This window comes from Kitasatospora sp. NPDC058063 (assembly GCF_042885395.1).
Lineage (GTDB): Bacteria > Actinomycetota > Actinomycetes > Streptomycetales > Streptomycetaceae > Kitasatospora > Kitasatospora lactacystinica.
Genome location: NZ_JBHVSD010000001.1, coordinates 623,506 through 641,447, shown reverse-complemented (window position 1 = coordinate 641,447; position 17,942 = coordinate 623,506). Strand labels below are relative to the sequence as shown.

Here is a 17,942-nt window from a genome sequence, read left to right as displayed (position 1 = left end):
CACGGGGGCCACCCCGTGAGGAGCGCATAAGTGAGGTCGATAATCTGAGACCTGACCTACCGACACGTGACTTAGGAGAAGCCGCCGCCGTGAGCCGCAGCCTTCGACGCGGCAGCATCGCCGCCATCGCCGCCATCGCCATCGCCTCGCTGTCCTCCTGCGCCGCCGGCAACACGCCGGATACCTTGCAGATCAAGCCCGACAACGCTGCGGCGACCCTCGGGACCAACCTCCGGCTGAACAACATCGTGGTCGTCACCGGGGAGAACACCGCGGGCGACTACACCGGTGCCGCCAGCGTGGTCGTGAACATCGCGAACACCGCGAACATCCCGGCCGAGCTCCAGTCCGTCACCGTCGGCGGTGCCGCTGCCACCTTCGCGGACGCCGCCGGCGCTCCGCTGTCCAGCATCGTCGTCCCGGCCGGCGGCGCGGTCGCGATCGGCGGTCAGGGCAACCCGTCCGCCACCGTCGCCTCCGCGACCGTCCACGTCGGCGGCTTCGCCCCGACCGTCTTCACCTTCAAGGACGGCCAGAAGGTCGAGGCCCAGGCCGGCGTGAACCCGGACCTCGGCCTCTACAACGGCTACGGGCCGACCCCGTCGCCGACCGCCACCCCCGCCAAGACCGCCACCCCCGGCGCCACCGCCCCGGCCACCGGCGCCACCACCCCGGGGGCGCCGACCACCGGCGCCGCCGTCCCGGCCGGCACCACCGCTCCGGCCGTCCCGGCCGCGCACTGACACCGCACCCCGCCCCCGGCGGGCCCGCCAGGGCCCGCCGGAGCGACGCGAAGGCCCCCTCCGGCTGCTGCCGGCGGGGGCCTTCCGCGTGGTCGGGACGGTTTACGGCTCGAACTTGTAGCCCAGGCCGCGGACGGTGACCAGGTAGCGCGGCGCGCCCGGGTCCGGCTCGATCTTGGCCCGCAGGCGCTTCACGTGGACGTCCAGGGTCTTGGTGTCGCCGACGTAGTCCGCGCCCCACACCCGGTCGATCAGCTGCATCCGGGTGAGCACCCGGCCCGCGTTGCGCAGCAGCATCTCCAGCAGGTCGAACTCCTTCAGCGGCAGGTCGACCTTGGCGCCGTCCACGGTCACCACGTGGCGGTCCACGTCCATCCGGACCGGGCCCGCCTCCAGGGCACCCGGGCCGCCGCCGTTGTCGCCCGCGCCGCCGTCCTCGCCGCGGCGGCGCAGCACCGCGCGGATCCGCGCGACCAGCTCGCGGGTGGAGTACGGCTTGGTGACGTAGTCGTCAGCGCCTATCTCCAGGCCGACGACCTTGTCGATCTCGCTGTCCTTGGCGGTCACCATGATCACCGGGACGTTGGAGCGCACCCGGAGCTGGCGGCAGACCTCGGTGCCGGGCAGGCCCGGCAGCATCAGGTCGAGCAGGACGAGGTCGGCACCGTTGCGTTCGAACTGCTCCAGGGCGTCGGGGCCGGTGGCGGCGACGGCCACCTCGAAGCCCTCCTTGCGGAGCATGTACGAGAGGGCGTCGCTGAACGACTCCTCGTCCTCGACCACCAGTACTCGGGTCACGATCAGGCCTCCGGGGCAAGCTGAGGGGTTGTGTCTGACAGGTGTTGTTTCCGTTCCCCGGCGGGGAACGGACGGTCCGTACGGGCCGTGGTGAGGGTTCGGGGTGCGGCGGCGGGCCCGGCGGGGTCGCCGCCCGGCGCGCGGTCCGGCGCGCGGTCCGGCGCGTCAACGAGACCGTCGAACGCGTCGGGCTCGTCGTCGAACGCGTCGTCGGGCTCGTCCTCCGTGGGTGCCTGCCCGGCGGGCAGGCGGACGGTGAAGGTCGAACCCTGGCCCTCGACGCTCCACACCGAGACGGTGCCGCCGTGCGAGGCCGCGACGTGCTTGACGATGGACAGGCCCAGGCCGGTGCCGCCGGTCGCCCGGGAGCGGGCGGGGTCGACGCGGTAGAACCGCTCGAAGACCCGCTCGCGGTCCTTCTCGGAGATGCCGATGCCCTGGTCGGTGACCGAGATCTCGATGAGCTCGCCGTCCGCCTCCCCGAGCGCCGCGGCGCTGGAGATCCGGCGGGTGGCGATGGCCACCCGGGTGCGGGGCGGGCTGTAGTTGACGGCGTTCTCGACCAGGTTGCCGAGCGCGGCGGCGAGCTGGCCGCGGTTGCCGTGCAGGTAGAGGCCGGCGATGCCGCCCGCCGCGATCAGGATCTGCTTGGCGGCGGCCTGCTGGCGGCAGCGGTCGATCGCCTCGGCGATCAGCTCGTCCACCGCGACCGGCTCCGGGTCGACCATCAGCCGGTCGTCCTGGACCCGGGAGAGGTCGATGATCTCCTGCACCAGGCTGGCCAGCCGGGCCGCCTCGACCTGCATCCGGCCGGCGAAGCGCTGCACCGCCTCCGGGTCGTCGGACGCGTCGACGACCGCCTCGGAGAGCAGCGACAGGGCGCCGACCGGGGTCTTGAGCTCATGGCTGACGTTGGCCACGAAGTCCCGGCGGACGGCTTCCACGCGGCGCCGCTCGGTCTGGTCCTCGACCAGCACCAGCACCAGTCGGGAGCCCAGCGGGGCCACCCGGACGGAGACCGCGAGCGGCTCCGCCGCGCGGGCCGCGCCCGGCCGGGGCACCTCCAGCTCGACCTGGCGGATCTCGCCGTCCCTGCGGGTGGCGCGCGCCAGCCCGAGCATCTGGTCCACGGCGACGGCGCCACCGCGCACCAGGCCCATCGCGTACGCCGCCGAGCTGGCCTTGACCACCTCGTCGCCCTCGCCCAGCACGATCGCGCAGGAGCGGAGCACGGAGAGCACGGTGTCGACCCCGGGCGGCAGCGGCGGCTCGGGGTTGCCGGTGCCCAGTGACTGGTACCGGCCGGGGTTCCTGCCGCCGGTTGCGCTGTACCTGCCCCTGGCCTGCTCGCGCTCGCTCCAGCGGAAAGCGATGGAGGCGGTGAGGCCGACGCCGAGCCCGGCTATGGCACAGGCAGCGGCGGCGGCCACGTTCACGTCCATGTGGCCAGCGTAAGCGCACGACCAGGGCAGTCCCCATGCACTGGGTCAAGGCATCCACCACGCGTTGCCGAGAATTCACCTTCAGGTAGCTGTCGATTCACCGTAGCGGCCGTGCACCGTCGCCCTGGCGGCGGAAAGTTGGCCGGGCAGCCCGTGTGGGAGAGATCGGTGTGCCGAACAGCGGCCATCGGCTCGGGTGTGCGCGTACGATGCGCGCCACCAGCAGCGGTCACCCGGACGCCGGAACGGCGGTCGTACGGGCCGGCCGGTCGGCACCGCCACCGACACAGCTACTGAGGAGAGAACATGCGCGACGCGTACCACGAGGAACTCGATGCGATCGGCGACAGCCTGGTCGAGATGGCCCGGCTGGTCGGATCGGCGATGGGCCGGGCCACCACCGCCCTCCTCGACGCGGACCTGGCGCTGGCGGAGAGCGTGATCGCCGCCGACGAGAAGGTCAACGAGCTCCACCACGAGCTGGAGAACCGGGCCATCGACCTCCTCGCCCGCCAGCAGCCGGTCGCCACCGACCTGCGCATCGTCGTCACCTCGCTGCGGATGAGCGCCGACCTGGAGCGCTGCGGCGACCTCGCCCGGCACGTCGCCAAGGTCGCGCGGATGCGCTACCCCGACACCGCCGTGCCGAGCGACCTGCACTCCACCGTCCTGGAGATGGGCCAGCTCGCCCAGCGCCTGGTGGCCAAGGCCGGCCTGGTCATCGCCACCAAGGACGTCGACAAGGCCCTGGAGATGGAGCAGGACGACGACGCGATCGACACCCTGCACCGCGAGCTGCTGTCGCACCTGATCGACGAGCGCTGGCACCACGGCATAGAGACCGCCGTCGACATCACCCTGGTCGGCCGCTACTACGAACGCTTCGCGGACCACGCGGTGTCGGTCGCCAAGCGCGTGGTGTACCTGGTGACGGGCGAGCACGTGGCCGAGTTCGTGGCCGCCACCGAGGCCGCCGAGGCCGCGCCGGTCGACTGACCGCCGGTCCGGGCTCACCCGAGGGGTGAGTAAACCTGTGGCAAGGGTGGTGCGGGCGCACGGACTTCCGTGCGCCCCACCACTGCGCGCCCGTTGACGCTCATCCGTTCGACGGCTTCACTCGACGTTGGGGGCACAGGACTGTGCCCGTCACAAGGAGGGAAGCTCGATGAAGGCCAACCCGTCCCGACCGGCAACCGCCCACGACTCCGTCGAGCCACCCGCCCCGAAGCTGCTTCCCGTCCTCGCGGCCGGCTGCGGCTGCGGCCCGGGCTGCGGCTGCGGCTGCCAGTCCGGCGCGCCCTGCCAGTGCGGAGGCGCCGACGGCGGCTGCTGCGGCGGCCACTGAACGCGGCACCGCCCGAGGAGCTCCCCGAGGTGCACGGCCCACCGGCGACCGTGCACCTCGCGCGTTCCGGCCTGCTCGCCCGCTCACCCTCCCGCGGGCCTTCCGCAGGTCAGAACCGGACGTCGGAGCAGGAGTAGAAGGCGTTCCCGGTGTCGGAGATCGTCCAGACCGCGACGACCACCTGGTGCCCGGTGCGCCCGCCCGGGACGGTCGCGGTGTGGCTGAGCGTGCTCGGCACCTGCTTCCCGCCGTACGGGACGGTCAGGAAGGGCGTCAGGTCCAGGTTGGCGCGGGTGACCGGCTGGCTCGCGTCGTAGCCCGGCTTGGTCATGTAGTACCGGAAGTCGGCGGTCGCGTGCCGGGCGGTGAACGTCCAGGTGAAGGTGAGCTGCTGGCCCGCCGTCACCGGCGTGGTCGGCCAGGCGCCGCCGTGGGGGTCGTCCAGCTCGGCGAAGCGCGCGTTGCCGCCGGCGCAGATGGTGCCGTCCGAGGGGCCGAGGGCCGGGAAGCCCTTGGGGCCCTCGACGCTCTGCGGCTCCCACTGGATGTCACCGCAGTCCCACGGGACGCCGTCCACGTGGGTGTCGCAGAGCGCGGCCCGGCTGGGCGGGGTCGAGATCCAGCCGTGGGACGAGGCCGGGAAGGCGAGGGTCAGCGGGATCGCCAGCGCGGCGACGGCGGCCCCGACGATGTGACGTGTGCGCATGGTGCTCCTCCGTGGGGGTGGATGGAGTGTGCGCCGGGGGCGCGGACGCGCGCGCGTGGGGGTGCGGCGGCCCGGACGGGGAGATCCCGGCATGCCTGCGCCAGTCCGGTGCCCTCACGGTAGGAGTGGCCGACCGAGCCCGTCAATGGTCTGAACCAGTTTCCCATGCACTGCCCAACTCCCCTCCCGCACAGTCAGGTTGAACCCGAACCGACCGAGAACGAACCGACCGAAAACGAACGAGCCCCGCCCCCGGTCGGACCGGGGGCGGGGCCGTAGCGGCAAGCGGCTTACTTCTTGCCCTGGTTCTTGACGGCCTCGATGGCGGCCGCGGCGGCGTCCGGGTCGAGGTAGCGGCCGCCCGGGGTGACGGGCTTGAAGTCGGCGTCCAGCTCGTACACCAGCGGGATGCCGGTCGGGATGTTCAGGCCGGCGATGGCCTCGTCGGAGACGCCGTCGAGGTGCTTGACCAGCGCGCGCAGGCTGTTGCCGTGGGCGGTGACCAGCACGGTCCGGCCGGCGGCGAGGTCCGGGACGATGGCGTCGTACCAGTACGGGAGCATCCGCTCCACGACGTCCTTCAGGCACTCGGTGCGCGGACGCAGCTCGCTCGGGATCTCGGCGTAACGGGCGTCGCCGGCCTGCGAGTACTCGGAGTCGTCGGCCAGCACCGGCGGCGGGGTGTCGTACGAGCGGCGCCACAGCTGGAACTGCTCCTCGCCGAACTCGGCCAGGGTCTGGGCCTTGTCCTTGCCCTGGAGCGCACCGTAGTGGCGCTCGTTCAGCCGCCAGCTGCGGCTGACCGGGATCCAGTGCCGGTCGGCCTTGTCCAGGGCGATCTGCGAGGTGCGGATGGCGCGGCGCAGCAGCGAGGTGTGCAGCACGTCGGGGAGCAGACCCTCGGCGGCCAGGAGCTCGCCACCGCGGGCGGCCTCCTTCTCGCCCTTCTCGTTGAGGTCGACATCGACCCAACCGGTGAACAGGTTCTTCTGGTTCCACTGGCTCTCGCCGTGGCGGAGCAGGATGAGTCGGTACGTCGTGTCAGCCATGGCCCCCAGCTTAGTAGGGGCCCGGAAAACCCCTGGTGGGGACCTTCGCCCAATGTGTAATGTGTGCCTCGCGCATCTGACACTTACAAGCGTCGGCTGACCGGGCCTGCCGCACCGATCGGCGGACGCCTGCCCCCGGGAGCCCCCACATGCTCGTCACCGCCGGTTTCCGAAGAATGATCCAGGAGACGGCGGGCGGGCTGCCGCGCCAGTTCTGGTGGCTCTGGGTCTCGACCCTGGTCAACCGGCTCGGCGCCTTCGTGGTCACCTTCCTCGCGCTCTACCTCACCAGCAGCCGCGGCTACTCGGCCACCTACGCGGGCCTGGTCGCCGCCCTGTTCGGCCTCGGCTCGGCGGCCTCCGCGATCATCGCCGGCGTGCTGACCGACCGGGTCGGACGCCGTCCGACCCTGCTCGCCGCCCAGCTCGGCACCGCGCTGTTCACCGCCGTGCTCGGCTTCACGGACGGTCAGGTCGCGATCGCGGTGGTGGCCTTCCTCGTGGGCTTCTGCAACAACGCCACCCGGCCGGCCATCTCGGCGATCATCGCGGACATCGTCCCGGTCGCCGACCGGGTCCGCGCCTACTCGCTGAACTTCTGGGCGATCAACCTGGGCTTCGGCCTCTCCTCGGCCGTCGCCGGCCTGATCGCCAGCCACGGCTACCTCACGCTCTTCCTGCTGGACGCGCTCTCCACGGCGCTGTGCGCGGTGGTGATCTTCGTCAGGATCCCGGAGACGAAGCCCGACGTCCGGACGGCGAAGGCCGACGAACCGGCGGTCGGCCTCGGCACCGTGTTCCGCGACCGCCGCTTCATGGCCGTGGTCGGCCTCACCCTGCTGCTCGCCCTGGTGCTGCAGCAGGGTGCCACCACCCTCGCGGTGGACATGGGCCGCCGGGGCATCACGTCCACCGAGTACGGCCTGGTCATCGGCCTGAACGGGCTGCTGATCGTGCTGCTGCAGATCCCGCTCACCCGGTGGGTCGAGAGCCGCAGCCGGTCGGCCATGCTGGCGGCGGCCTCGCTGTTCATCGGCTGGGGATTCGGGCTGACGGCCCTGGCCGGGTCGTCCGCGTGGTTCTACGCCGGCACGGTGGCGGTCTGGACGGTCGGGGAGATCCTCTACACGCCGACCCTCATGGGCCTGATCGCCGAGCTGTCGCCGACCCATGCCCGCGGGCGCTACCAGGGCGTCTACTCGCTCGCCTGGTCGCTCGCCTCGTTCCTCGGCCCGGCCGTCGGCGGGGTGCTGCTGGAGCGGGCCGGCGGCGGGGCGCTGTGGGGTGCGTGCGGAGTCTGCGGCACGGTCGCCGCGGTCGGTTACCTGCTGCTGGGCAAGCGGACCGGCGCCGCGCAGGGCATCCGGCCCGGCGGGACCGTCGTCACGGTCCCGGTGCCCGCGGCGGAACCCGCCGGGAAGACCCCGGCGGGCGCCTGACCGAACGGGTCGGTCCGCACGGGTCAGTCCGCGTCCGGGGCGCCCGCCGGCGGCTCCTTCGGGGCAGCCAGGTGGGCGAAGGCGGCCAGGTTGCGGGTGGACTCCCCGCGCTTGGTCCGCCACTCCCACTCCCGGCGGATCGCCGTGGCGAAGCCCAGCTCCAGCAGGGTGTTGAACGGCTCGTCCGCGTTCTCCAGCACCGTCCCGAGCAGCCGGTCCACGACCTGCGGGGTGAGCGCCTCCAGCGGCAGCCGGCCGGCCAGGTAGACGTCGCCGAGCGCGTCGACCGCGTAGCCGACGCCGTACAGCCGGGTGTTGCGCTCCAGCAGCCAGCGGTAGACGGCCTCGTGGTTCTCGTCCGGACGGCGGATCACGAAGGCGTTCACCGACAGGGTGTGGTCGCCGACCCGCAGGGCGCAGGTGGTGCTCAGCTTCCGGGTGCCCGGGAGGGCCGCCACCAGCGTGTACGGGTCGGTGGCGGCCGGTTCCCAGGCCACCCCGGCGTCGTCCAGGGCGGTGCGCAGGAGGGTCAGGGCCTCGTCCTTGGTGCGGATTGCCATGGGGGTGACGTTACTCGCCGGTACCGGGCGGGCGCAGCCTCGGCCGGCCGGCGACGGGCCGCGCGACGTTCCGCCGGGCCGCCCCCGGGCCGGTCGGCGACGGGCCGACCGAGGCCGGGCCGTCCCGCGCTCAGGCCAGTCGGCGACGGGCCGCGGCCATCCGGCCGGCCGGCCGGGCCATGCTGCCGGCGTACACCTCGGCGGTGGTCGCCGCCGCGGTGTCCCAGCCGAAGCCGGCCGCGTGCCGGGCCGCCGCCGCGCCGCGCCGCGCCACCAGGCCCCGGTCGGTGATGTACGGCTCCAGCGCGTACGACCAGTCCAGCGGGTCGTGGCCCTGCACCAGGGTGCCGGTCTCGCCGTCCCGCACCGCGACCGGCAGACCGCCGACCGCGGCCGCCACCACCGGGGTGCCACAGGCCTGCGCCTCCAGCGCGACCAGCCCGAAGGACTCGCTGTACGAGGGCATCACCAGGGCCGTCGCCGCCCGGTACCAGTCGGCGAGCAGCTCCTGGCCGACCGGCGGGTGGAACCGCACCACATCGGAGATGCCCAGCTGGGCGGCGAGCTTGTGCAGGCTCTCCGGCCGGGCCAGCCCGGTGCCGGACGGCCCGCCGACCACCGGCACCACCAGGCGCTCGCGCAGCTCCGGGCGCCGGGCCAGCAGCGCGGCGACCGCCCGCAGCAGCACGTCCGGGGCCTTCAGCGGCTGGATCCGGCCCGCGAACAGCAGCACCGCGGCGTCCTGCGGCAGGCCCAGCCGGGCCCGTGCGGCGGCGGGCGTCCGCGGCCCGCCGGGACGAAAGACGTCCAGGTTGACCCCGGGGTGGACGACGGCCAGCTGGTCCGGCCGGGCGGCGTAGTGCAGCGCCAGCTCGGCGGCCTCCTCGGTGGTGTTGGCGATCAGCCGGTCGGCCGCCTCCACCACCTGGGTCTCCCCGATCACCCGGGCCGCGGGCTCGGGCGTGTCGCCCGCGGCCAGCGCGGCGTTCTTGACCTTCGCCATGGTGTGCATGGTGTGCACCAGCGGCACCCCCCAGCGCTGCGCGGCCAGCCAGCCGACCTGCCCGGAGAGCCAGTAGTGCGAGTGCACCAGGTCGTAGTGGCCGGGGCGGTGGCCCGCCTCCGTCCGCAGCACCCCGTGGGTGAAGGCGCACAGCTGGGCCGGCAGGTCCTCCTTGATCAGGCCCTCGTACGGCCCGGCGGTGACGTGGCGGACCAGCACGCCCGGGGCCAGCTCGACCGTCGGCGCGTCGTCCGAGCAGATCGACCGGGTGAACACCTCGACCTCGATGTTGAGGTCGGCCAGGCGCTTGGCCAGCTCGACGATGTAGACGTTCATCCCGCCGGCGTCCCCGGTGCCGGGCTGGTGCAGCGGCGAGGTGTGGACGCTCAGCATGGCGATCCGGCGCGGACGGCGGCGGCCGGGGACGAGCGACTGGAGCCGGCCGCGCGCGGGGGCGGCCGACTGGGCACGGCGGACCGAACGGACGGGGTGCTGGATCACCTGGCTGAAGCCTCCTCTGTGCTGCCCGTCGAGGCGGTCCGTACCGGGCCGCCCGTTGTCCGGTGTGCGCTGCCCCGTCCCGGGCACACATCACCACCAGTCTGCCAACCACACGGACCGCGCTCGGCATTCCCGCCCCGGCCCACCGGCCGGGGCGGTCGCCATCGCCCCAGGTCAGCGCGGTGCCGCCGACGGCCCGACTACCCTTCTGGGCATGGCTGCCTCCTTCGAACCCGTTCCCGCCGCGCCCGCCCGCGGACGGACCGGGCGACCGGTGGGGACGGTCACCCGGGGCACCACCAACACCAACCGGCTGCGCCGGATGGACCGCTGGATCGCCCACACCCTCGGCCGCGCGCTGCGCGCCGCCGAGCGCCCGCCGGTCGCGGTGGACCTCGGCTACGGCGCGGCGCCGTGGACCGCCGTCGAGCTGGCCGGGCGGCTGCGCACGGTGCGGCCGGACGTCCGGGTGGTCGGGATCGAGATCGAGCCGGAGCGGGTCGCCGCCGCGCTGCCGTACGCCGAGCCGCCGCTGCTCACCTTCCGGCGCGGGGGCTTCGAGGTGCCGCTGGACGGCGGCGCGCCGGCCCAGCTGATCCGGGCCGCCAACGTGCTGCGGCAGTACGACGAGTCGGCGGTCGCCGGGGTGTGGGAGCGGCTGTGCGCGCGGCTCGCCCCGGACGGGCTGCTGGTCGAGGGCACCTGCGACGAGATCGGGCGGCGGCACGTCTGGGTCGCGCTCGGTCCGGAGGGGCCCCGGACGGTGACCTTCGCGGCCCGGCTGGGCGGCCTCGGCCAGCCCTCCGACCTGGCCGAGCGGCTGCCGAAGGCGCTGATCCACCACAACGTCCCCGGACGGCCGGTGCACGCCTTCCTGACCGACTTCGACCGGGCCTGGGCGGCGGCCGCGCCGTACGGGGCGTTCGGGGCGCGGCAGCGCTGGGTGGCGGCCTGCACGGCGCTGGCGGGCGGCTGGCCGCTGGTGGACGCGCGCGGACGGTGGCGGCAGGGCGAGGTCACGCTGCCCTGGTCGGCGCTCGCACCGTAACGGCGGGCCGGCGCGGCAACGACGGGCCGGCGCGGTAACGGCTGGTCGGCGCGGTAACGGCTGGTCGGCGCGTGCTGCCGGGTTCGGGGCGCGCGCATGCCCGCGAGCGCCGGAGCTGGTGACCGACCCGATGCATTCACTCGAACGAGTTATCGAATATCTCTGGCGTGTTGACGCCCCGGCACGCCACCATGGACCCGGCCGAGCGGCGACACCACACGCCACCCGGCCGGCACCACGCCCCACCAGGCCGTCAGGCGTCCCGCTCGGACAGCTCCCGCCGAGCCCGTTCGAACACCCCGTACATCTCCGACCCGAACAGCACGAACCGCACCTCCGCCAGCTCCGCACCCGCCTCCGCGTCACCGCCGTCCAGCACCTCCGCGACGGTGCCGAGCGCGATCCGGGCCGCGTCCGCCGGCGGCCAGCCGTAGATCCCGGCCGACACGGCCGGGAAGGCCACCGTGCGCGCGCCGAGCGCCACCGCGGTGCGCAGCGACTCGCGATAGCAGGAGGCCAGCAGCTCCGCCCGCTCCTCGTACTCCTCCGCCCGGTAGACCGGCCCGACGGTGTGCACCACCCACCGGGCCGGCAGCCGTCCGGCCGCCGTCGCCACCGCCCGTCCGGTGGGCAGCCCCCTGCCCCAGTGCGAGGCGCGCAGCCGGCGGCACTCCTCCAGGATCTGCGGCCCGCCCTTGCGGTGGATCGCGCCGTCCACCCCGCCACCGCCCAGCAGGGACGAGTTGGCGGCGTTCACCACCGCGTCCACCGGCTGTTCCGTGATGTCGCCCTCCACCAGGGTGATCCGCTCCACCATCGCCCGCTCCCGCTCCCTCTCCCGGGCCGCCCGGCATCCGCCGGGACGGAACCGAGTCGTCGTCCGAGTCCAGTCACCGCACCGCCACCGGCGTGGCAATAGCCACAACGGCGCCGGTCGGCCGGAGAAATCCCCGGAGATCACGTTATGGTCGCGAGAAGTTCCCCGACGCGCGGTGCCAGGCGGGCACTGCGGACGGACGCCGGCCGTTACGCAGTCGGGGAAAGGGAGGAACCACCGATGCCCGCAACGGGAGACGGGCGGGCACCTGGTGCCGCGGACCTGCCGGGCGCCCATGACGGCGCCCGTGTCGGCCATGCCCGCGGCCGTGCCACGACCGGACCGGCCACGGCGACTTCCCCGATACCTCACCCCCGTTCACGGGCCGCGCACGCCTCCCACCCGTCCCACATCCCCGACCCGGACGGCCCCGCCGCGGCGGACGGGCCCGCCGACGGCACGCCACTGCGGCTGCTGGTCATCGAGGACGACGCCTCGGACGCCCAGCTGATCAAGGCCGCGGTGGCCGACAGCGGCACCTCGATCGAGATCCACTGGGCCCGCGGCCTGGACCAGGCCACCGAACTGCTCGCCCCGCCCGCACCCTGGGCCCGGCGCGGGCGATCCCGCACCCCCGAGTTCGGCTGCGTGCTGCTCGACCTCGCCTCGCCCGCCGACCTGCCGCACCCGTCCGACCCCTCGGACGGGCTGGAGGGCCTGCACGAACTGCTCCGCCGGGCCCCGCACACCCCGGTCGTGGTGCTCACCGACGCCGCGGGGGCCGAGCTCGGCGCGGCCGCCGTCGCGGCCGGCGCCCAGGACTTCCTGCTCAAGCACGAGACCGACGGCCCGCTGCTCGCCCGTGCCCTGCGCTACGCCGTCGAGCGCAAGCGCGCCGACGAGTCCCAGCGCCGCCTGGTCGAGGCCGAGTTGCGCGGCCAGGAGAACGCCCGCCTCCAGCGCCACCTGCTGCCCACCCCGCTGCTCGACGGCGCCGGGCTCTCCTTCACCCGGCGCTACCGCCCCGGCCGCCGCCGCGCGCTGCTCGGCGGCGACTTCTACGACGCCGTGCGCACCGACGACGGCACCGTTCACGTCGTGATCGGCGACGTCTGCGGCCACGGCCCGGACGAGGCCGCGCTCGGCGTCGCGCTCCGGATAGCGTGGCGCACCCTGGTCTTCGCCGGCCTCACCGGCGAGACCCTGCTCACCACCCTCCAGCACGTGCTGGAGCACGAGCGGCGCAGCGACGAGATCTTCGCGACGCTCTGCATGCTGGTCATCGAGCCCGGCGGCAGCGGCAGCGACCTCGGCTCGCTCGGCGCCGGCGAGCGGGCCCGGCTCTACCTCGCCGGGCACCCGGCGCCGCTGCTGCTCGGCCGGGACCACGATCCGATCTCGCTGCCCTCCGACCTCGCCGGCCCCGCGCTCGGCCTGCTGCCGTGCCACGACGGGCAGGCCGCCTGGCCCGCCCACGAGGTCGAACTGCGGGCCGGCTGGCGGCTGTTGCTCTACACCGACGGGCTGATCGAGGGCCGGGTCGGGGCCGGGTCCCGCCGCCTGGGCCAGGACGGGCTCGCCGACCTGGTCGGCGACCACCAGGCCGCCGGGCTGACCCGGGGGCGGCTGGTCGACAGCGCCATCGCCGAGGTCGAGGAGCTGAACGGCGGGGCGCTGACCGACGACGTCGCGGTGCTGCTGCTGGAGCGCAACCCGGTGCAGCTGATCCTCGGCTGACGGGCCGGGCTTCCGCGCCGCCAGCCGGGCATGCGCCGGGTACGCGGCGTGCACGCGACGGCCCGGGCGGGTGAACTCCCCGCCCGGGCCGTCGCGTCGTCCGCCGCCGGGGCTACCAGGGGCCGTACGGACCGGTGTTGCTCCGGCCGCCCCGGCCGCCGCTGCCTCCGGTCAGTGCCCGGATCGCCGGGCGGACGTCCACCACGTAGACGATCGAGGCGACCAGACCGGCCAGGGTGCCGATGCCGGTGAAGAAGTTCACCCCGAACAGGAAGTCCCAGCCGAAGGAGATCGCCAGGATCGCCACCCAGAAGCCCTTGGTCTTCTTGTCGGCCGCCCGGTAGGCGTCCTCCCGGCGGGTGACCGCGTCGACCAGGGCGAACAGCTTGTAGCCGAGGATGGCGATGGTCGCCCACCAGATCGGGTTCAGATAGGAAAAGGCCAGAATCTGCAACACTCCGACCATTTCGATCTCCTCTGCTCTCGACTCCGGCACTGCGACCGCCGCCCATCCTGGCACGACGACCGTCCGCAACGGGGTCAACGTCCTACGGTCACCTACTGTGCCCCTCGGGGCACCACGTCACTCCGCGGCGTCGGCGGCGCCCTTGCGGGCCCGGGCGGGCTTCTTCGGGGCGGGCTCGGCGCCGCCCTCCGCGGCCGGGGCGGGCTCGGCCGGCTCCGCGACCCCGACCGGCTCCGCGACCTCGACCGGCTCCACGGTCAGCTCGGGCCGCTCGGACGGCTCGCCCTCCTCCGAGGCTCCCGGGCGGGCCTTGTCCACCACGACCTTGCCGCGCTCTGCCAGCTCGTCGTAGGTCTCCTTGGCCTTCACCGCCAGCTCGACCGCGCGGGCCACCTGCTGCAGCGCGAAGCCCTGGGCCCGCTCCTGCAGGGCCTTGAGGTCGGTCGGCATGCTGGTGACGGTCTCGGTGACCTTGGCCTGCGCCCCGGTCAGCAGCGACTGCGCCTCCTGGAGCGTGGCGGTGGCCTTCTCCTGAGCGCCCTTGCGGTCCGCCGCCAGCGCCTCGACCCGGCCCGGCACCTCGCGCAGCTTCTCGTACGCGAGGTCCCCGGCGCCGGCCAGGGCGTACAGCGGGGTCGGGTCGCTGAAGGTCTTCTTGATCTCGTCGGTGATGGGCATGGTTACCGGTCCTCCCGGTGGGTGTTCTGGGTGGCTGGGCCGTCGGCCGTCGGAGTGGGGGCCGACGCGGCGTTCTCCTTGAGGAAGGCGTCGTAGACCGCGAGCAGCGCCTGCTTCTGCTGCTCGTTGATCAGCGGATCGGCCAGGATCGAGGCCCGCAGTTCCAGGCCCTCGCCCCGCCGCTCCTCCAGGATCCCGGCCTGGACGTACAGCGTCTCCGCCGAGATCCGCAGCGCCTTGGCGATCTGCTGGAGGATCTCCGCGCTCGGCTTGCGCAGCCCGCGCTCGATCTGGCTGAGGTACGGGTTGGACACGCCGGCGACCTCCGCCAGCTGCCGCAGCGAGTACTGGGCGTTGCGGCGCTGCTCGCGGATGTACTCGCCCAGCGAGCCGACGTTCAGTGAGGCCATGCGGACAGCCTGCAACACCCTGCTTGCAAATGCAAGCAGGGTGCTAGCGGCAGCAAACGCGCGCGCCCCGTCGGGGCACGGCCGGGGCCGGACGGACCGGGCGGTCAGGCCAGATGGGCGAGGAGGAGCTCGATGAGCCGTTCGGGGGTGCGCAGCGGGAGGTAGTGGTCGGCGTCCGGGACGAGGTGGCCGCGGGCGCCGGGGATGTCGTCGGCGAGCCGCCGGGCGATGGCCGCGATCTCCGGGTGGTCGCGGTCGCCGTGGACGACCAGGGTGGGCGCGGCGACCGTGCCCAGGAGCGGCTCGGCCGCCCGGGCCGGGGCGCCCGCGAGGTGGTGCTCGCTGACGATCCGGCGGGCCGCGTTCTCCTCGACCATCGCCGCGATCAGCTCGCCGCCCGGTGCGCCGCGGCCCAGGGCGGCCCAGACGGAGAGCTCCAGCCCGGCCAGCTCCGCCGCGTCGCCACGGCGCCGGGCCTCGGCGTAGGCGGTGGTCTCCGGGGACGGCGGCCAGTCGTGGCCGCTGACCGAAGCGCCGACCAGGCCGAGCGCGGTGACCCGGCCGGGGTGGGCGAGGGCGAAGTCCAGGGCGGTCTCCCCGCCCATGCTCAGACCGACCAGCGCGGCACCGGGCAGACCGAAGTGGTCCAGGACGGCGCCCAGGTCCGCGACGTCGTCGAAGGCCCGCTCCGGCGTGCTGGAGCGACCGAGGCCGCGGGCGTCGTAGCGGATCACGTCGTGGTGGCGGGCAAGCACCGGGGCGACGGCGTCCCACAGCCGGGAGTCCATGCCGGAGCCGTGCAGCAGCACCACCGGGCTGCCGGCTCCTCGGCGCTCCGCCCACAGCCGGCCGCCGCCGGGGGCCGGAACGTGGACCGCGCGGACCTGTTCCGCGGAAACGTGCTCCGCGGAAACGTGCTCCGCGGGGACGTGGACCCCGGAGCCGGTGGCTTCGAAGCCGGGGGCGTCCGGGGCAGGGGCGTCGGGGGCGTCGGCGTGCGGGCTCATGCGGTGATCCTTCCAGAGCCCCGGCGAGGCCCGCCGGTCAGCCGGACTCGGGCAGCCGGACCGGCATCAGCACGGAGAAGGTGCCCGAACGACCGGGCGTGCGAACGGCCAGCGGGGCGATCGGGCCGCCGAGTTCGAGGAGCAGCTGCCCGGGGCGGCCGGCGTCGAGGGCCTCCAGCAGGAAGTCCCGGTTGACGGCCAGTCGGTAGCCCTCGGGGGCCGGGTCGTCGGCGACCGTCAGGCGGCCGTCCCCGGTCAGGGTCAGGACGGTGACCTCGCAGTCGGCGCCGTCCGGGCCGGAGGGCAGGGTACGGGTGGCCCCGGCCGCCACGGCCGCCCGCAGTTCGGCGGCGGAGAGGGTGATCCGGTGCTCCGGCACGAGCCGGGTGACGGCCCGGTGGTCGGGGTAGTCGAAGTCCAGCGCGGCGCCCTCGATCCGGTGCTCCCCGACCTCGGCCCGGACCGGACCGCCGCCGAGGGTGAGCGCGACCTCCGCCGCCCCCGAGCCGAGCAGCGCGCGCAGCGCGTCCACCAGCGCGGTCGGGACGACCGTGCCCGCCACCGGCCGCTCGGACGTGTCACCGGCGGCGGACACCTCGGCGAGGGCCATCCGGTAGCGGTCGGTGGCGACCAGGCGCAGCACCGGGCCGTCGGGCTCGAAGAGCACGCCGGCGAGCAAGGGCAGCTCCGGGTCCCCGCAGACCGCGAAGCGGACCGCGTCCAGGGCGGCCGCGAGCTCTTCGGCCGGGACGGTGAACCGGAGTCCGGCGGGGGTGGTGGTCATCGGCTGCTCCCTCTGGTCGATCATCGCGTGGATCAGGGAGAGCTCGCGGCGGGCGTCGGCGAGGCCGTCCTCCAGCCGGCGCAGGTGCGCGTCGAGCACCCGCCGGGCCTCTTCGCCGCCGGGCGCGGCGCCGAGCACGGCGCGGACGTCCGCCAGCGGCAGGCCGACCCGGCGCAGCCTGGCCAGCAGCCGGGCGTCGGCGAGCTGGCCGGGCCGGTACCAGCGGTAGCCGGTCTGCGGATCGACCCAGGCGGGGGTGAGCACCTCGGCGCCGTCGTAGTAGCGCAGGGTGCCGACGCCCAGTCCGCTGGCGCGGGCCAGTTCGCCGATGCTGTGCAGCTCGCTCTCCATGCCGGTGACTCTGCGGGCTCGACCTGGTCGAGGGTCAAGCCGGGTCGGGCCGGTCGGCGCCGTCGCCGGGGGCGGGAGCGTCGACGGCGGAAGGGACGGGGGCCCAGCGGGGCGCGGGGCCGGCGAGGTGGGCCAGCTTGTGCGGATTGCGGACGCTGCGGATCCCGGCGATCCGCACGGTGCCGTCGGGCTGTTCGGCGAATTCGAACACCGACACGGAGTCGACGGCTCCGTCCACGGTGACCAGCACACCGGGGTCGCCGTTGACCAGGACCGGACGGGCACCGGCACCCGCGCCGAGCTGCCCGAGCACCCCGAGGACGAAGCGGGCGACGTTCTCGGCACCGACGACCGGCCGCAGCGCGGCGCGGATCACCCCGCCGCCGTCCGTCCAGGCGGTGACGTCGGGGGCGAGCAGTTCGAGCATCCGGTTGAGGTCGCCGCCGGCGCAGGCCGCCAGGAACTCGTCAGTGGCGCGGCGGCGCAGCTCGGGCGGGGCGTCGTAGCGCGGCCGGCCGGCGCGCACGTGCGCCCGGGCCCGGCTGCCGACCTGACGGCAGGCGGCCTCGGTGCGGTCCAGGGCCTCGGCGATCTCCCGGTAGGAGAATCCGAAGGCCTCCTTGAGCACGAACACCGCCCGCTCCAGCGGGGACAGGCTCTCCAGCACCACCAGCACGGCCACCGAGACCGTCTCGGCCCGCTCGACGCCCTCGGTCGTGTCCGGCTCGGTGACCAGCGGCTCGGGCAGCCAGGGGCCGACGTAGGACTCGCGGCGGACGGCGGCCGAGTCCAGCTTGTTGAGCGCGAGGTTGGTGACCGTACGGGCCAGGAAGCCGCCGGGACCGGCGACCGGGCCGGTGACGCCGCTCCAGCGCAGCCAGGTGTCCTGGACCAGGTCCTCGGCATCGGCGACGCTGCCGAGCATCCGGTAGGCGATGCCGAAGACCGTCCGCCGGTGCTGCTCGAAGTCGGCCAACCGGGAGTCGGCCAACGGAGAGTCGGCCGACGGCGCGTCGTGGGTGTCGGTCACCCGCGCGACGCTACCGCACGGTAGCCGC

19 protein-coding genes are annotated in these 17,942 nt (G+C 74.4%); 6 read left to right on the top strand and 13 right to left on the bottom strand.

Going from position 1 to position 17,942, the window contains the following annotated elements:
* Positions 1–89: 89 nt before the first annotated feature.
* Complete coding sequence (locus tag ACFVUY_RS02955; protein WP_387726934.1) at positions 90–743, top strand: DUF461 domain-containing protein; 654 nt, start codon at positions 90–92, stop codon at positions 741–743.
* A gap of 102 nt (positions 744–845) precedes the next feature.
* Here ACFVUY_RS02955 and ACFVUY_RS02950 read toward each other — a convergent pair whose 3' ends face one another.
* Together ACFVUY_RS02950 and ACFVUY_RS02945 are read right to left on the bottom strand one after the other, a co-directional pair.
* On the bottom strand, positions 846–1,541 hold the full coding sequence (locus ACFVUY_RS02950; RefSeq protein WP_031069385.1) for a response regulator transcription factor: 696 nt from the start codon (positions 1,539–1,541) through the stop codon (positions 846–848).
* A gap of 2 nt (positions 1,542–1,543) precedes the next feature.
* Positions 1,544–2,983 (bottom strand): sensor histidine kinase, encoded by a 1,440-nt coding sequence (locus ACFVUY_RS02945; RefSeq protein WP_387726932.1) that lies wholly within the window; start codon positions 2,981–2,983, stop codon positions 1,544–1,546.
* Between the two features lie 306 nt (positions 2,984–3,289).
* Between ACFVUY_RS02945 and phoU the strand changes: the two genes are divergently transcribed.
* Positions 3,290–3,979, top strand: coding sequence for a phosphate signaling complex protein PhoU (gene phoU / locus ACFVUY_RS02940; protein ID WP_359830323.1), 690 nt, complete (start codon positions 3,290–3,292; stop codon positions 3,977–3,979).
* 169 nt (positions 3,980–4,148) lie between these two features.
* Complete coding sequence (locus ACFVUY_RS02935; RefSeq protein ID WP_387689121.1) at positions 4,149–4,328, top strand: hypothetical protein; 180 nt, start codon at positions 4,149–4,151, stop codon at positions 4,326–4,328.
* A gap of 109 nt (positions 4,329–4,437) precedes the next feature.
* On the opposite strand, the gene ACFVUY_RS02930 is transcribed toward ACFVUY_RS02935, so the two are convergent.
* Together ACFVUY_RS02930 and ACFVUY_RS02925 are read right to left on the bottom strand one after the other, a co-directional pair.
* Positions 4,438–5,034, bottom strand: coding sequence for a lytic polysaccharide monooxygenase (locus tag ACFVUY_RS02930; protein WP_359913730.1), 597 nt, complete (start codon positions 5,032–5,034; stop codon positions 4,438–4,440).
* 290 nt (positions 5,035–5,324) lie between these two features.
* Positions 5,325–6,083 (bottom strand): phosphoglyceromutase, encoded by a 759-nt coding sequence (locus tag ACFVUY_RS02925; protein WP_359913728.1) that lies wholly within the window; start codon positions 6,081–6,083, stop codon positions 5,325–5,327.
* Positions 6,084–6,259: 176 nt separating this feature from the next.
* Here ACFVUY_RS02925 and ACFVUY_RS02920 point away from each other — a divergent pair, with 176 nt between their 5' ends.
* Positions 6,260–7,522 (top strand): MDR family MFS transporter, encoded by a 1,263-nt coding sequence (locus tag ACFVUY_RS02920; RefSeq protein ID WP_387726930.1) that lies wholly within the window; start codon positions 6,260–6,262, stop codon positions 7,520–7,522.
* A 23-nt stretch (positions 7,523–7,545) separates the two neighbouring features.
* On the opposite strand, the gene ACFVUY_RS02915 is transcribed toward ACFVUY_RS02920, so the two are convergent.
* Together ACFVUY_RS02915 and mshA are read right to left on the bottom strand one after the other, a co-directional pair.
* Positions 7,546–8,082, bottom strand: coding sequence for a YbjN domain-containing protein (locus ACFVUY_RS02915; RefSeq protein WP_387726928.1), 537 nt, complete (start codon positions 8,080–8,082; stop codon positions 7,546–7,548).
* A gap of 130 nt (positions 8,083–8,212) precedes the next feature.
* Positions 8,213–9,583, bottom strand: a complete 1,371-nt coding sequence (gene mshA / locus ACFVUY_RS02910; protein ID WP_380633278.1) for a D-inositol-3-phosphate glycosyltransferase — start codon at positions 9,581–9,583, stop codon at positions 8,213–8,215.
* Between the two features lie 217 nt (positions 9,584–9,800).
* Here mshA and ACFVUY_RS02905 point away from each other — a divergent pair, with 217 nt between their 5' ends.
* Positions 9,801–10,634 (top strand): class I SAM-dependent methyltransferase, encoded by an 834-nt coding sequence (locus ACFVUY_RS02905; protein WP_380553414.1) that lies wholly within the window; start codon positions 9,801–9,803, stop codon positions 10,632–10,634.
* Between the two features lie 253 nt (positions 10,635–10,887).
* On the opposite strand, the gene ACFVUY_RS02900 is transcribed toward ACFVUY_RS02905, so the two are convergent.
* Positions 10,888–11,451 (bottom strand): O-acetyl-ADP-ribose deacetylase, encoded by a 564-nt coding sequence (locus ACFVUY_RS02900; protein WP_387689112.1) that lies wholly within the window; start codon positions 11,449–11,451, stop codon positions 10,888–10,890.
* A 240-nt stretch (positions 11,452–11,691) separates the two neighbouring features.
* On the opposite strand from ACFVUY_RS02900, the gene ACFVUY_RS02895 reads away from it, so the two are divergent.
* Positions 11,692–13,188 carry a PP2C family protein-serine/threonine phosphatase gene (locus ACFVUY_RS02895; protein WP_387689109.1) on the top strand — a complete coding sequence of 499 codons (1,497 nt, stop codon included), beginning with the start codon at positions 11,692–11,694 and terminating at the stop codon, positions 13,186–13,188.
* A 112-nt stretch (positions 13,189–13,300) separates the two neighbouring features.
* Here ACFVUY_RS02895 and ACFVUY_RS02890 read toward each other — a convergent pair whose 3' ends face one another.
* From ACFVUY_RS02890 to ACFVUY_RS02865, 6 genes are all read right to left on the bottom strand, one after another.
* On the bottom strand, positions 13,301–13,654 hold the full coding sequence (locus ACFVUY_RS02890; protein WP_387689106.1) for a DUF2516 family protein: 354 nt from the start codon (positions 13,652–13,654) through the stop codon (positions 13,301–13,303).
* 117 nt (positions 13,655–13,771) lie between these two features.
* Positions 13,772–14,332, bottom strand: coding sequence for a hypothetical protein (locus ACFVUY_RS02885; protein WP_387689103.1), 561 nt, complete (start codon positions 14,330–14,332; stop codon positions 13,772–13,774).
* Between the two features lie 2 nt (positions 14,333–14,334).
* Positions 14,335–14,742 (bottom strand): helix-turn-helix domain-containing protein, encoded by a 408-nt coding sequence (locus tag ACFVUY_RS02880; protein WP_387689100.1) that lies wholly within the window; start codon positions 14,740–14,742, stop codon positions 14,335–14,337.
* 104 nt (positions 14,743–14,846) lie between these two features.
* The gene (locus ACFVUY_RS02875) at positions 14,847–15,749 is read right to left on the bottom strand and encodes an alpha/beta fold hydrolase (protein ID WP_387726926.1); all 903 of its coding nucleotides are present in this window, start codon (positions 15,747–15,749) and stop codon (positions 14,847–14,849) included.
* A gap of 37 nt (positions 15,750–15,786) precedes the next feature.
* On the bottom strand, positions 15,787–16,884 hold the full coding sequence (locus ACFVUY_RS02870; RefSeq protein WP_387689094.1) for a MerR family transcriptional regulator: 1,098 nt from the start codon (positions 16,882–16,884) through the stop codon (positions 15,787–15,789).
* A 34-nt stretch (positions 16,885–16,918) separates the two neighbouring features.
* Complete coding sequence (locus tag ACFVUY_RS02865; protein ID WP_387726924.1) at positions 16,919–17,914, bottom strand: RNA polymerase sigma-70 factor; 996 nt, start codon at positions 17,912–17,914, stop codon at positions 16,919–16,921.
* Positions 17,915–17,942: the final 28 nt, after the last annotated feature.

What these genes read in the sequence shown, in the direction of transcription:
- ACFVUY_RS02925 (WP_359913728.1), bottom strand. Translation starts at nt 6,083, where the DNA reads ATGGCTGACACGACGTACCGACTCATCCTGCTCCGCCACGGCGAGAGC.
- ACFVUY_RS02945 (WP_387726932.1), bottom strand. Translation starts at nt 2,983, where the DNA reads ATGGACGTGAACGTGGCCGCCGCCGCTGCCTGTGCCATAGCCGGGCTC.
- ACFVUY_RS02915 (WP_387726928.1), bottom strand. Translation starts at nt 8,082, where the DNA reads ATGGCAATCCGCACCAAGGACGAGGCCCTGACCCTCCTGCGCACCGCC.
- ACFVUY_RS02935 (WP_387689121.1), top strand. Translation starts at nt 4,149, where the DNA reads ATGAAGGCCAACCCGTCCCGACCGGCAACCGCCCACGACTCCGTCGAG.
- ACFVUY_RS02890 (WP_387689106.1), bottom strand. Translation starts at nt 13,654, where the DNA reads ATGGTCGGAGTGTTGCAGATTCTGGCCTTTTCCTATCTGAACCCGATC.
- ACFVUY_RS02880 (WP_387689100.1), bottom strand. Translation starts at nt 14,742, where the DNA reads ATGGCCTCACTGAACGTCGGCTCGCTGGGCGAGTACATCCGCGAGCAG.
- ACFVUY_RS02930 (WP_359913730.1), bottom strand. Translation starts at nt 5,034, where the DNA reads ATGCGCACACGTCACATCGTCGGGGCCGCCGTCGCCGCGCTGGCGATC.
- ACFVUY_RS02920 (WP_387726930.1), top strand. Translation starts at nt 6,260, where the DNA reads ATGATCCAGGAGACGGCGGGCGGGCTGCCGCGCCAGTTCTGGTGGCTC.
- ACFVUY_RS02905 (WP_380553414.1), top strand. Translation starts at nt 9,801, where the DNA reads ATGGCTGCCTCCTTCGAACCCGTTCCCGCCGCGCCCGCCCGCGGACGG.
- ACFVUY_RS02875 (WP_387726926.1), bottom strand. Translation starts at nt 15,749, where the DNA reads ATGAGCCCGCACGCCGACGCCCCCGACGCCCCTGCCCCGGACGCCCCC.
- phoU (WP_359830323.1), top strand. Translation starts at nt 3,290, where the DNA reads ATGCGCGACGCGTACCACGAGGAACTCGATGCGATCGGCGACAGCCTG.
- ACFVUY_RS02900 (WP_387689112.1), bottom strand. Translation starts at nt 11,451, where the DNA reads ATGGTGGAGCGGATCACCCTGGTGGAGGGCGACATCACGGAACAGCCG.
- ACFVUY_RS02870 (WP_387689094.1), bottom strand. Translation starts at nt 16,884, where the DNA reads ATGGAGAGCGAGCTGCACAGCATCGGCGAACTGGCCCGCGCCAGCGGA.
- ACFVUY_RS02885 (WP_387689103.1), bottom strand. Translation starts at nt 14,332, where the DNA reads ATGCCCATCACCGACGAGATCAAGAAGACCTTCAGCGACCCGACCCCG.
- ACFVUY_RS02895 (WP_387689109.1), top strand. Translation starts at nt 11,692, where the DNA reads ATGCCCGCAACGGGAGACGGGCGGGCACCTGGTGCCGCGGACCTGCCG.